This is a genomic window from Flavobacterium sp. (genome assembly GCF_965657075.1).
Classification (GTDB): domain Bacteria; phylum Bacteroidota; class Bacteroidia; order Flavobacteriales; family Flavobacteriaceae; genus Flavobacterium.
In genome coordinates this window covers 1-13,554 of the sequence record NZ_CBFHMV010000013.1, presented here as the reverse complement: position 1 = coordinate 13,554, position 13,554 = coordinate 1, and the positions used below count along the sequence as shown (strand labels likewise).

Annotated in this window: 11 protein-coding genes; 6 read left to right on the top strand and 5 right to left on the bottom strand. The window is 31.0% G+C overall.

The genetic code is table 11. The features are described from left to right. Nucleotides 1-154 precede the first annotated feature (154 nt). Both ACTF56_RS08650 and ACTF56_RS08645 read left to right on the top strand, forming a co-directional pair. Complete coding sequence (locus tag ACTF56_RS08650) at nucleotides 155-1,573, top strand: choice-of-anchor B family protein (RefSeq protein WP_438966499.1); 1,419 nt, start codon at nucleotides 155-157, stop codon at nucleotides 1,571-1,573. Nucleotides 1,574-1,580: 7 nt separating this feature from the next. Continuing rightward, complete coding sequence (locus tag ACTF56_RS08645; protein ID WP_438966498.1) at nucleotides 1,581-2,933, top strand: hypothetical protein; 1,353 nt, start codon at nucleotides 1,581-1,583, stop codon at nucleotides 2,931-2,933. Between the two features lie 2 nt (nucleotides 2,934-2,935). Here ACTF56_RS08645 and ACTF56_RS08640 read toward each other — a convergent pair whose 3' ends face one another. The 4 genes from ACTF56_RS08640 to ACTF56_RS08625 all read right to left on the bottom strand — a co-directional run bounded on the left by ACTF56_RS08640 (nucleotide 2,936) and on the right by ACTF56_RS08625 (nucleotide 6,035). After that, nucleotides 2,936-3,457 carry a DUF4199 domain-containing protein gene (locus ACTF56_RS08640; RefSeq protein WP_438966497.1) on the bottom strand — a complete coding sequence of 174 codons (522 nt, stop codon included), beginning with the start codon at nucleotides 3,455-3,457 and terminating at the stop codon, nucleotides 2,936-2,938. A gap of 25 nt (nucleotides 3,458-3,482) precedes the next feature. Further along, nucleotides 3,483-4,325 carry a hypothetical protein gene (locus ACTF56_RS08635; protein ID WP_438966496.1) on the bottom strand — a complete coding sequence of 281 codons (843 nt, stop codon included), beginning with the start codon at nucleotides 4,323-4,325 and terminating at the stop codon, nucleotides 3,483-3,485. 96 nt (nucleotides 4,326-4,421) lie between these two features. Beyond that, nucleotides 4,422-4,814, bottom strand: coding sequence for a DUF1801 domain-containing protein (locus tag ACTF56_RS08630; RefSeq protein ID WP_438966495.1), 393 nt, complete (start codon nucleotides 4,812-4,814; stop codon nucleotides 4,422-4,424). A gap of 39 nt (nucleotides 4,815-4,853) precedes the next feature. Continuing rightward, nucleotides 4,854-6,035, bottom strand: a complete 1,182-nt coding sequence (locus ACTF56_RS08625) for a dienelactone hydrolase family protein (RefSeq protein ID WP_438966494.1) — start codon at nucleotides 6,033-6,035, stop codon at nucleotides 4,854-4,856. Between the two features lie 146 nt (nucleotides 6,036-6,181). Between ACTF56_RS08625 and ACTF56_RS08620 the strand changes: the two genes are divergently transcribed. Together ACTF56_RS08620 and ACTF56_RS08615 are read left to right on the top strand one after the other, a co-directional pair. Continuing rightward, nucleotides 6,182-6,496 (top strand): HPF/RaiA family ribosome-associated protein, encoded by a 315-nt coding sequence (locus tag ACTF56_RS08620; protein ID WP_438966493.1) that lies wholly within the window; start codon nucleotides 6,182-6,184, stop codon nucleotides 6,494-6,496. Between the two features lie 152 nt (nucleotides 6,497-6,648). Then, nucleotides 6,649-7,227 carry a fasciclin domain-containing protein gene (locus ACTF56_RS08615; protein WP_438966492.1) on the top strand — a complete coding sequence of 193 codons (579 nt, stop codon included), beginning with the start codon at nucleotides 6,649-6,651 and terminating at the stop codon, nucleotides 7,225-7,227. Between the two features lie 139 nt (nucleotides 7,228-7,366). On the opposite strand, the gene clpB is transcribed toward ACTF56_RS08615, so the two are convergent. Next, nucleotides 7,367-9,958, bottom strand: a complete 2,592-nt coding sequence (gene clpB, locus ACTF56_RS08610) for an ATP-dependent chaperone ClpB (RefSeq protein ID WP_438966491.1) — start codon at nucleotides 9,956-9,958, stop codon at nucleotides 7,367-7,369. Nucleotides 9,959-10,430: 472 nt separating this feature from the next. On the opposite strand from clpB, the gene ACTF56_RS08605 reads away from it, so the two are divergent. Then, nucleotides 10,431-11,150 carry a hypothetical protein gene (locus ACTF56_RS08605; protein ID WP_438966490.1) on the top strand — a complete coding sequence of 240 codons (720 nt, stop codon included), beginning with the start codon at nucleotides 10,431-10,433 and terminating at the stop codon, nucleotides 11,148-11,150. A 225-nt stretch (nucleotides 11,151-11,375) separates the two neighbouring features. Next, nucleotides 11,376-11,687: a hypothetical protein gene (locus ACTF56_RS08600; protein ID WP_438966489.1), complete on the top strand. Its 312-nt coding sequence runs from the start codon at nucleotides 11,376-11,378 to the stop codon at nucleotides 11,685-11,687. Nucleotides 11,688-13,554: the final 1,867 nt, after the last annotated feature.

Genomic DNA, 13,554 nt, shown 5'->3' with positions numbered 1-13,554 from the left:
TTAATTCAAAATATTTTATAAAAACCTCAATAGTAGTATTGAGGTTTTTTTTATAGTACAACTTTAACATAGTTTACTCATAATAGTATCAATATTTAAGGGATTTAAGAATCTATTTTCATAAATTTGTTTTATTAATTGATAATCGCTAAAAGTGAAAAAAAAATTACTTCTCTTATCGTTTTTTATTTCGGTATCTAGTTTTGGTCAAACTATTTGTACCAATGGTTTTGCCGGAATTTATCCTTGTAATAATATTGATTTATTGTCCAACATGACATTTACCCAAATTGGTGGAACATCTAATACGGAAGGCAATGATTGTTGGGGTTGGACTGATCCTTTGGATAATAAAGAATATGCATTAATGGGTTGTACTAGTCATACCGCTTTTATTGATGTTACCAATCCTGTCAATCCAATTTATTTAGGAAAAGTTGTTTCACACAATAACATTAATAGTCTTTGGCGAGATGTAAAAGTATACAACAATCACGCTTTTATTGTTTCTGAAGCTTCAGGTCATGGTATGCAAGTTTTTGATTTAACTCGTTTAAGAAATGTAACTTCACCTCAAATTTTTGCTCCTGACGCTCATTATGCAGGATTTGGAAATTGTCATAACATTGCAATTAATGAAGCTACAGGTTATGCTTATTGTATTGGAACTTCAACGTTTAATGGTGGACCACATATAGTAAACATCCAAAACCCAACAGTTCCTGTTTTTGCCGCAGGTTATTCGGCACAAAATTACTGTCATGATGCTCATATTCTGAATTATAATGGTCCTGATATTTCACATGTAGGAAAAGAAATTTTCTTTGGAGCTAACGAAGATAAGGTGGTTATTGTTGATGTAACTAATAAGAACAATCCTATTTTATTGTCTTCTTTTACTTATTCCAATACCGAGTACACGCATCAAGGTTGGGTTACAGATGACCATAAATATTTTATTCTTGGTGATGAAATAGACGAATCTACTTTTGGGTTTAATACTAAAACAATTATTGTTGATTTAACGGATTTAGATGCTCCTGTATTAAAGTTTAATAAATTTGGAGCAACAGCAGCTATTGATCATAACGGATATGCTTTTGGAAATGAATTTCATTTAGCCAATTATAGAGCGGGTTACAGATTGTTCGATATTTCCAATTTAAATGGAAATCAAATGAATGAAATTGCTTCTTTTGATACTTATCCAACAAGTAATAGTGCCCAATTTAACGGTGCTTGGAGTATTTACCCTTACTTTTCAAGCGGAAATATTCTCATCAGTGATATTGATAGAGGTTTATTTGTAGTAAAAAAATCAGCAGTGCTTTCAAATGAAACGTTTTCAAAAACCAAAGTAAGTCTATATCCAAATCCTACTAAAGAGATGGTAACCATTCAAATGGAAGATTTTATACATTCAATAGAAGTGTTAGATATGATTGGCAAAAGTATTTTGAAGATAGACCAAATTAATAACAATTCATATAATCTGAATTTAAATTCTTTAATTTCAGGAATTTATTTAGTTAAAGTCAACGACAAATTGGTTGAAAAACTGGTAGTAAATTAAGTTAAAAATGAAAAAATATTTATTTCTAATCATAAGCATCACTTTATGCTCTTGTAATAAAGATCAAGTCGATTTTCAGAGTGATTTTCAAGGGCAATTGGCTTGGGCTAAAACGTTTGGAGGTTCTTTAGAAGACAAAGCTACTTCGGTGGTTGCTACTCCTGATGGTGGTGTTTTAGTAGTTGGATATACCAAAAGTAATAATGGTGATTTTGTAAAAAATCATGCTGGAGCAGATGTTTTAGTTACTAAAATTGATGCCAGCGGAAATACGGTGTACAGTAAAACTATTGGTGGTTCATTGGACGATTTTGGTTACAGTATAATACGAACTTCCGATAATAATTATGTCATTTCGGGCTATAGTGGAAGTGCTGATTTTGATGTTCCAAGTAATCAAGGTTTTCATGATTTTTATATTGTTAAAATCAATGAAAATGCGGATATTATTTGGTCAAAATCATATGGTTTTTCTAGTCACGATCATGCTCATAAAATTATTCAAACACAAGATGGAGGCTTTTTTGTAGCAGGTTTTTCCGATTATTCTGGAATTATTGGAGCACCTGATAATGGAGAGGGACATACCATTGGACATAAAGCTACAAATTCTTATTCGGTGCAACATGGAGTGGGTGAGTTTATGGGAATAAAACTTGATGCACAAGGCGATTTTTTATGGTACAGATATTATGGCGGAACTCAAAATGATCGAGTTAATGATATTGTTGAAACTAATGATGGTGGAATAATAATGGTTGGATATTCTGAAAGTCAAGATTTTGATGTTGAAAATCCAAAAGGAAGTTATGATTATTGGGTAATTAATTTAGATAAAGACGGTCATTTGCATTGGAAAAAAAGCTTTGGAGGTAGTGATATTGATCAAGCTTATGGAATTGCTAAAACAGATTTTAATTCCTATTTAATTGTTGGTCAATCCAATAGTGTTGATGGTGATATTTCTTCACATATTGGAAACAGTGATATTTGGGTCATTCACATCAACCATCATGGGGATTTATTGTGGGAAAAATCTTTTGGAGGCGTTCAATTTGAAACAGCTTATTCCATTAAGAAAAACAAAAACGGTAGATTTTATATAGCAGGAAATTCCAGAAGTAACGATGTATTCAACAACAAAGGGCAAAATGATGCTTTATTAATTGAAATAGATGCTCATCCCAACACAGGAATTTATTGGAGTAAAACATTTGGTGGTTCTAGCTTTGATATTGCTTACGATTTTACTCAAATTACTGATGGAAGTATCATTTTGGTAGGTGATACAGAAAGTAACGACAACGATTTCTCATTAAACAAAGGAAATCTAGACCAATTTGTTATCAAAGTAGAATAATTTTATCCTTTTTTCTTGTAAACTAAAGCAGCAATTACTGAAAATAGAATTCCTATAGGTAAAATTTCCATATAAGTCATGGCAATCACTAATAATGAATTAGTATTGTAATTTATTCTAGTGGCTTCAATTTCTTTAGCTTTTGTTGCAATTTCTAATGTACTTAAACCACTATTATTCAATTCGTTTAGCTGAGCTTCAGAAAATTTATTCATGAATTCGGGAAAGAAAAATTTAAATTCTATCAACCAAACAAAAACATAGATTGATGAAATAATTAGTGCAATAAAAATTCCCACTTTAAAGGCTGTTCCAAATGTGATTGAACCATTATTTATTAAATCACGATATTGTTTAACTCCTTTAAATAAGAAAATATGAGCTAAAAATATTCCAGTAAAACCTATAATCATACTCAAAGAAAAATTTTCTTCTTTACCGTATGCAAAATAGGCACTAATTCCCATTATAATTGTAGTAATTAAACCGCCAATTAGTCCGTTTTTTAAAACAATGTTTTTCATAATTATGGCTTTAAATATTTTTATTTTATTTTTTATCTTTAAGTTGATATCTCCAAAAGTTCATGGAATTGTTGTAAACAGTTTGTTTATTTTCGTGTGAATTTTCAAACTGGCAAATGTACCAATAGTCTCCTTCTTCTTCAACCCAAGCATATCCATTGATTACAACTAAACTCATGTCAAGAGCATATTCAAAATCATCGTTATTTAAACTTTTATAAGAAACTTTACTTTCCATTAAGTCACTTACAATTCTAGAACGAAATTCCTTCCAAATTGCTGCAGGTTTTTTTGTGCCTTCTTTTTTAAGTTTATAAACCACAATATTAGAGTTTCGGGTATCTCTTCCTGTAAATACAATTTCAGGTGCTTCAGAAATCTTCATGTAATAATAACCGCTTGGCAACAAAAGTTGTTTGGTTTTACTAATTGAAATCAAACTGTCCGATTGCATTTTTAAAATTCCAAGATCATTTCTCGTTTCTCTATCAAGGTCATTGATTTGGTCACGGTATTTATTTTGTCTCTGAATTTGTTCTATCATGCCATTCATTTCTGAATCGAAATTATTTCTTGAACTTCTGTTGTCATTAATTTTACTACAAGTTGAAGCCAAACGAATTAACGCAATAACCATTAGTATTACAGATAAAACAGTACGCCAACCTGGACCAGAACTATCGTCGGAATTATTGTATTTTGGCTTTGAATCATTTTTGGATTTAGCAAATTCATCCAATTCAAAAGTCGGACATGTATTTTCAAAAGTCGGAAAATCATTAGTTAATTTACATTGCATTCCTTTTTCAAAATCCAGTTTTCTATGAATACAAATTTGACAATATTTTAGTTGTTCAGGTTTTATCATTTTTTCTTTTTTTTATGTAAGAGGCAATAGTTTGTAAATTTCAAATTTAAAAATTTATTTGTAGGAAATAATTAATTTAAAAAATAAATGTATTTTTTATTTTATAAGTTCCAAAACTCCTTTTCTTTTGACAATATTTTTGTAATCCCATTGAATTTCTTTCGATTTTTGAAGCCATCTAAGCAAATCAACTTCATTTAATTCGTCTATTGAATTATACGTTTTTGATGCATCTTTAAACTTTCCTGAACCCGCTTTTAACTGATTTTCTTCAAAACTTATTCCACTCCAAAATAACAATCTTAAACCAGTTTTTAATTTGTCATAACCCACAATTGGATTACCATTTAAAAACCAAACGGGATGTCGGTGCCAAATTTTGTTTTCAGCTTCGGGTAAATTTTCAGTAATAAGAAGCGCTAATTTATTACAAATGATTTTGTACTCCTCGGATTGATTGTTGTTGTATTCTTGAATTTCTGGCAGCATAAATTGTTGTTATTTTATGAAAAAGGATTAATATTTATCTTAATTCAACTTATGCGAAAACAACCATTTTGGAACCGCATCACCCAAAAATGGAGCACTAATTATATCTTCATGTCCAACACCATCTAATTCCCAAAAACGAATTTTAGGATTGTATTTCAGCTCTTCAAAAAATTGCAAATCACTTTCCATAGTGTTATCAGTATCTTTATTTCCGTGAATCAACCAAATAGGTTTGTTTTTTAGAACCTCAATTTTATCAAACTGAGGAATTCCTGCAAAAGCCACACCAGCTGCAAATAAATCTGGTCGTAATGAAAGCGCATTAATTGTTGTAGAAGCTCCCATAGAATATCCTATAACATAAATTCTTTTGAAATCAATAGGTAGTTTTGTTTTCAAAGAATCAACCAATTTAAAAACGGTTTCTAAACAAGGTTCTGATTTTGAAGTTAATACATTTCTTGTAGTATCCAAACTATAATTGGAAGAACGAGTAGCGAATTGTGGTACCACAACAAATGCTGGATAATTGGATTGAATTGTAGGTTCTGCCCAAAGTTTTGCCATCGTCCAAAGTTGTTTTTCATTATCTGTACCAATTGCTCCTGAGCCATGAAAAACTATCACCAAAGGATATTTTTTATTGGTTTCAGTAGTTTTGGGTTGCAAAAAACGATAGTTAATTGTGGTATTGTTTGTGTATGTTTTGGCTTCAAAACGGTTTTTATTAATACCTCTTATTTTGGCTAAAAGATTTTTGGTTGCAGTTGTGTCTGTTTCTTTTGGAATGAGTTGTTTGTTCAATTGTTTTTCAACAAATAAATAGATGGCTGTTTCATCTAAATAAAATACAATTTTTCCTTCTTTTGAACTTACTTGGATGCCCATTATGCTAAAGTTATCCTTTGTAGTACCTATTTTGATTAAGTTTTTTTCTGAATCTACTTTCCATTTTGATTTAGCAGTCATTCCTGTTATCATTTTAAAAACCTTTGAAGATTTTGTAGTTGAAATTTGGAAATCTCCGTTTTCACTAAATAGGAAAGTACTATTATTGAAGCCATCTACTAACTCTTTAATTTCCTGATTGCCTCTTGAATCAAAAGGAAACATACTTGTGACTTTCCAAGTACCAGTTACAAAATCTTTAGTTATGTTTTGTCCAAAAAAAAAGGTAGTCACAGATAAAAGTAGTGCAAGAAATAACGTTTTTTTCATGAATTTAATTTTGAAAAGTAAATATAGAAAAAATCCTTCACGTTGATTTGAGTGTTTCGTATAATAATACTAAACTTATCCTAAAATCTTTTGAAAAATGATTAAATAGCTTTAATTTTAAAGTATTAATTTAAAACTAAAACCTTATGCAAATACAAATTAATACAGACAATCATATTGAAAGTAATGAACGATTAGTAGCCTTTTTTTCAAATGAAGTAGCCACTGAATTAGAACGTTTTGATAAATTTGTTACTAGAGTAGAAGTTCATTTTGGTGATGAAAACAGTGAAAAGTTCGGGATAAATGACAAAAGATGCTTAATTGAAGTCAGAATCGCCAAAAAAGATCCTATTGCTGTTACCGATCACGCTGAAACTATTGAGAAAGCGTTTAATAATGCTATAACAAAAGTAAAACGAGTCTTAAATGCGACTCATGAAAAAATGAGAGAACATTAGAACGATATTTTTACTAATAGTACCCAATTGAATTTTTGATTGGGTTTTTTTATGTTTTTTTAATTCATTTTATTTGTTTAACATTTTATTAATAATGTTAAACAATAATAGTTTTATATTTACAGTAATATTAATATTTAAAACAAAAAAAAATGAACTTAGTAAAAAGAATCAGTTTTTTATCATTAGCGGCAATTGTATTGGCTTCATGCGGTGAAGGAAACAAAAAAGAAGAAGAAACAACTACAGAATCAACAGAAGTAGTAATGGAAGAACCAACTCAACCTTCTACAATTGTGGATGTTGCTGTAGGAAATGAAAATTTTTCAACATTAGTAGCAGCAGTAAAAGCAGCCGGTTTGGTAGAAACTTTAAGTAGTGAAGGACCTTTCACTGTATTTGCACCAACAAATGATGCATTTGCTAAATTACCAGCTGGAACGGTTGATAATTTATTAAAACCAGAAAATTTAGAAACATTGAAAAGTGTTTTAACGTATCATGTAGTTGCTGGGAAATTTGAAGCAGCAGCTGTGATTGAAGCCATCAACAACAACAATGGTAAATTTACTGTAGAAACTGTACAAGGTGGAAAAATAGATTTAAGTTTAGTAGACGGAAAAGTGGTTTTAACAGATGCTAATGGAAAAACATCAACGGTAGCTATGCCTGATGTAGCAGCTTCAAATGGTGTTATTCATGCTATTGACACTGTTGTAATGCCTAAATAATTTTTAGATTAATTATTGGTTAATTAATTCACTAAAAGCTGACCTTAACGGGTTGGCTTTTTTTATATGCAAAAACACCCAACATGATAAATGTTGAGTGTTTTCAAACAAACAAACTAATTTAATTAACAATTAACAATTATTCATTATTTCTAAAAACTAACTTTCCATCAAAACTATCTAGTAAAATGATGCTATCAGTTGTTACTTTTCCGGATAATATATCTTTAGACAATTCATTTAAAACTTCTCTCTGGATGACTCTTTTTACAGGTCTTGCCCCATATTGCGCATCAAATCCTTTTTCCGCTAAATAATCAATAGCTTCTGGAGTTGCATCTAAAGTTATTTGTTGATGAGCCAGCATTTTGGTTACACCTTTCAGCTGAATGCTTACAATTTGTCTAATATCAGTATTTGTTAGGGGTGTAAATAATACAATTTCATCTATTCTGTTGATAAATTCAGGACGAACCGTTTGTTTTAATAAACCTAAAACTTCTACTTTAGCAGCTTCTGTTGCGGCTTCAATACTTCCTTTTAGATTATCGAATTTCTCTTGAATAATATCACTTCCCATATTTGAAGTCATGATGATTATCGTGTTTTTGAAATCTGCAGTTCTTCCTTTGTTATCGGTTAAACGGCCTTCATCTAACAATTGTAACAAAATATTAAACGTATCAGGATGAGCTTTTTCAATTTCATCTAACAAAATCACAGAATATGGTTTTCTTCGAACTGCTTCGGTTAATTGTCCACCTTCATCATAGCCAACATATCCTGGAGGAGCACCAACCAAACGACTAACGCTATGTCTTTCTTGGTATTCACTCATATCAATTCGTGTTAAAGCACTTTCATCATCGAATAAATACTCAGCTAAAGCTTTTGCTAACTCGGTTTTTCCAACACCAGTTGTTCCTAAGAATAAGAACGAACCAATCGGTTTTTTCATATCTTGTAAACCAGCACGACTTCTTCTAACGGCATCACTAACAGCCACAATAGCTTCTTGTTGACCAACCACACGTTTATGCAGTTCGTTTTCCAAATTTAATAGTTTTTCACGTTCTCCTTGAAGCATTTTCATTACAGGAATTCCTGTCCATTTTGCCACAACTTCAGCAATATCTTCACGAGTTACTTCTTCCTTAATTAGAGAATCACCTGCTTGATTTTCCGCTAATTGTACTTGTAAAGCATCTAAATTTTCTTGAGCTTCTTTGATCTTTCCATAACGAATTTCGGCTACTTTTCCGTAATCTCCATTGCGTTCAGCTTGTTCAGCTTCCAGTTTTAAATCTTCAATTTCTTGTTTTACAGTTTGTATGTTATCTACAACGTCTTTTTCGGCTTTCCATTTGCTGTACATTTCGTTGCGCTCTTCTTTTAAATTGGCTAAATCCAGACCAAGACCTTTTAGTTTAGATTCATCATTTTCTCTCTTAATCGCTTCAATTTCGATTTCCAATTGCATGATTTTTCGATCCAAAACATCTAATTCTTCTGGTTTTGAATTGATTTCCATTCGTAATTTTGAAGCTGCTTCATCCATCAAGTCAATGGCTTTATCTGGCAAAAATCGATTTGTGATGTATCTTTGAGATAATTCAACAGCACCAATAATAGCGTCATCTTGAATACGAACCTTATGATGAGTTTCGTATTTTTCTTTAATTCCACGTAAAATAGATATCGCACTTTCTGTATCAGGTTCGTCCACCATTACTTTTTGGAAACGTCTTTCAAGGGCTTTATCTTTTTCAAAATATTTTTGATATTCATCTAAAGTCGTAGCACCAATGGCACGAAGTTCTCCACGAGCTAAAGCAGGTTTTAAGATATTGGCTGCATCCATAGCACCTTCACCGCCACCAGCACCAACTAAAGTGTGAATTTCATCAATAAACAAAACAATATCACCTTCAGCGGAAGTCACTTCTTTAACAACAGCTTTTAAACGTTCTTCAAATTCTCCTTTGAATTTTGCACCAGCAATTAAGGCACCCATATCTAAAGAGAAAACAATTTTATCTTTTAAGTTTTCAGGGACATCACCATCTACAATTCTGTGTGCTAAACCTTCTGCAATAGCTGTTTTACCAACTCCAGGTTCACCAACCAACATGGGATTATTTTTAGTTCTACGTGTTAGTATTTGTAACACTCTACGAATTTCTTCATCGCGACCAATTACAGGATCTAGTTTACCACTTTTAGCTAATTCGTTGAGGTTTTTGGCATATTTGTTTAAAGCATTATAGGTTTCTTCGGCAGATGCTGAGGTTACTCGTTCTCCTTTACGCAATTCGTTAATAGCACTTTCTAACCCTTTTTCGGTTACACCTTGATCTTTTAAGATTTGGGCAACTTTACTTTTTGATTTGAAAATAGCTAAAATTAAATGTTCGATGGAAACGTATTCATCTTTCATTTTTTTTGCAATAGCAATGGCTTCGTTCAACATGTGTGAGGCATCACGAGACCATTGTATTTCACCACCAGTTACTTTTGGAAAACTTTGTAATGTACTGTCCAATACTTTTTTGAAAAGTTCGATAGTCACATTAAGTTTCTTTAAGATAAAAGGAGTTACATTCTCATCTACTTCTAGCAAACCTTTGAAAATATGTTCATTTTCTATTTGTTGATGTCCGAGACTTTGTGCAATTTGCTGTGCCTGTTGTAAAGCTTCTTGCGATTTGATGGTTAAATTATTTAGGTTCATTTTGATTTGATTTTTTCTTTTTAGATAGGTTTCAATAAGTGTTCCTTTGTTGTTTTAGTGACGAAATGACTGTTTTTACGTATTTAAGATTGTTTTTTATGACGAAATGTCTTGAAATATGTCAAAATCCAACTGTTTTTTAGATTCTTTTTTTTAAGGAAGTTTTGAAATCGCTTTAAAGGAATCAGGAAAGAATACCCTTTTTTCAATGAGTTTAGGTACCACAACCATTACGATGCTATGAAGTATCTATACAGCATCCATATAGCATCCCTACAGTTGCTATACATTTACTATTTGTATAACTTTGTTTTAGTTTTGTTTGTATCTGGTTCGTATTTGGTTCGTATTTGGTTCGCAAAAGTGTTTATTTTTGGCAAATGCATTTGAATTATTTACCAAATACGAACCAAATACGAACCAAACACGAACGAAATACGAATGAATTAAGGTAACCACTTATTTTTTATTTATGGCTCGAATACTACTTACTGGTGATGAAGGTAAAATACCTAAAAGGATAGACAATTATGTGATTTATAAATTGGATGATGCTTTGATTATTAGAGCGAATAGTGGTTTTACTTCTTCTGAATTAAAAAATCATCCTAAATATGCCAATTGCAGAAAAAATGCTTCAGAGTTTGGAAAAATTTCTAAAACGGGTAAAGCTATTAGGATTTTACTGGCAGATTTGTTACCCAAAGAAAACAATTTAGCATTGGTGAATCAGTTGACCAAAAAGTTACGGGCTTTGTTGGACTTTGATTTAATTCATGCTAAAGGAGAGCGGATTTTGCAAGAGGCTTTGTTGCACACCAATGCCCGAACCGCTTTGAGATTTTATGATTTTAATCCGAACGGGATTTTTTATTTAACAAATAAGGAAAACGATTTGTATGTTGGTTTTGAGGCATCTAGTTGTAAACAAAATGACAATAGCGTAGGGATGCGTTGGCATACTATGCATTTTGATTTTGAAACGTTAACAGGAGTTGTAAACAGTGAGGTTTGGCAAATTAAATTGTTACAATCGCATGAAATAGCGTTGCAATTACCAGAATTAAAGAGTGCATCACATGGTGTAACTTTTTCTATACTAGAAGTACAATTTTTTAGAGCAGAGGAAGGTTCTTTATTGCCAGATGCTTTGGGACTAAAGTCGGTTTTTATTGTAGATTATACTTTTTGAGGTTGATTTTGTGAGCTCTATATTACTTTTTTATTAGTCTTTTTAATGAAATTAAGGAGTATTATTTTAATACAGACAGAAATTTGCAGGATTAAAACATGAATTGAAATTGTTTAATTATATTTGTTAAGCAGTTTATTGTGGGTAGGGTTTGTAAATTTGTGCTGACGGCTGAATATTCTACATGTAACTTCGTTAAAGCTAAAAAATTAAAAATAAATAAAAATGAATAAACTAATAATACTGATTTTTGTCTTATTTATATTTAATTGTAAGGCTCAAGATAAAGATGTAATAATCACAGATACAATTGTGGTTGATACTTTGAAATTTCATAATATAGTTTTTAAAAAATGTCCAGGAATAATGAGTGGCATACCTTGTTTACGATATTTACAATTAATAAATGGGAGTGTACCTAAAAGAAAAAATATAATTAATGAATGTGATAATATAATCTACCAGATGGATAATCAGAATTTAATTTTAAATTTAAATGATTATGAATATAATCCACTTTTTAAAGATTTTATTTAAATAGATAAAAAAGGAATTAAAAGTGAGTTATTCTTGTTAACAAATGTAGACTCTAAAAGGAAGTGGCAATTAATAGAGGGAATCTATGTTAATGCAAAAATATACATAGTAAAGATGAAGTTGACCTTAATCAACAAGATATTAGAAAATAATATAATGATTAATTTGTCAAGTGATTATGCAGATGTATACTTAATCGTTAATTCTACAGATTAGGTAATGAATACCATCGGACAAAAAGTAAACAAAAACGTTCGCTCAGGCAATAATTACATTTAGTTATCGAGTTTTAGCGGGTTGTATAAATAAATATTCCTCAATTAGAGAATTTTTGGAGTGGATGGAACACCCCGCCCTTTGGGCACCCCTCTTGGGAAGAGGGGATGGTAGGTACTTTGCACTCATTTCGTAAAAGGAGAGAATATTTTAATACTATTAAATTATAAATTTCACAAAGCATAGGATTCACAATTAAATTCCCCTCTTTTTAAGAGGGGTGCCCGAAGGGTGGGGTGTTAAAAAACATTAACATGAACTCTGAAATCGTAACTTACACTAACCAAAAGTCAATTTTTAGAAAAAAAAGTGGTACTACACACGCTACCGCACAAATTCTTTCGTGAGCTTTTAATTTATTTTGAAATGGAAACTCAATTTTTTACTTTTACAATGTTGTTGGACAAAAAGTAAACAAAAACGTTCTATGCCAAAGGATTCGCGTGGGAGCGGGATATTGATTGTGATATTGTTGCGAAGTCTGGAGACATTCGCAAAGCCGCCGTTATTATTGAACACTTCGGACAGCTGGGATTCTCGCAGGAGCTTGGAGCTAGGAAATTATTAAATGAATTAAGTAAAAAATGAAAAAAAAAGAATTTTATTATGATATATTACGTTCGTTTTCTTCATTAAAAATATTAAAATATTTAATTTTATTGTATTATTATTTTTCTGACACTAATTTTTATTCAGAAAATTTTACACCCACTACAAGCCTACAAATAAAATTAATTATTTTAAAAATTTTACCAATTCTATTTTTTGTTATTATTTCTTTATTTACTACAAAATTTAAAGTATCGAAAAGGCTTATATTAATTATTTTGATTAGTGCTATTTTATTTTACTTTTTGGATACAAAATATTTGTTTTATTTCATAGATAATAATATTTACAGAACTATAACAGCTTTAGGCTTTTTTATTATAACATACATATATATATCTATGAATAAAAAATCCGGTAATGCTACAAATTAGTTGATTACCAATTTTTAACAGTCAAATCATTTAAAAACAGTTGTCAAGTTTACTGACTTTGAGGTAATCTATTTTGCAAATGGAAACAGAATTCACTATTTTTACAATGCCATCGGACAAATAGTAAACAAGAACGTTCGCATAGGCAATGAGTACAAAGAGCTATCGTGGTTCAACGGGTTGAATTAATAAATATTTCTCAAATTAAGTGAATTTGTGGAGTAGGTGGAACACCCCGCCCTTTGGGCACCCCTCTTGGTAAGAGGGGATGGTAGGTACTTTGCACTCATTTCGTAAAAGGAGAGAATATTTTAATACTATTAAATTATAAATTTCACAAAGTATAAGATGCACAATTAAATTCCCCTCTTTTTAAGAGGGGTGCCCGAAGGGTGGGGTGTTAAAAAAAATTAACATGAATTCTGAAATCGTAACTTACACTTACCAAAAGCCAATTTTTAGAAAAAAAACAGTGTTACTACCCCGCTACCGCACGGATCTTTTTGAGTAGTTCTAATAAGTTTTGAAATTGAAACTAAATTTTTTACTTTTACAATGTTGTTGGACAAAAAGTAAACAAAAACGTTCTATGCCAAAGGATTCGCGTG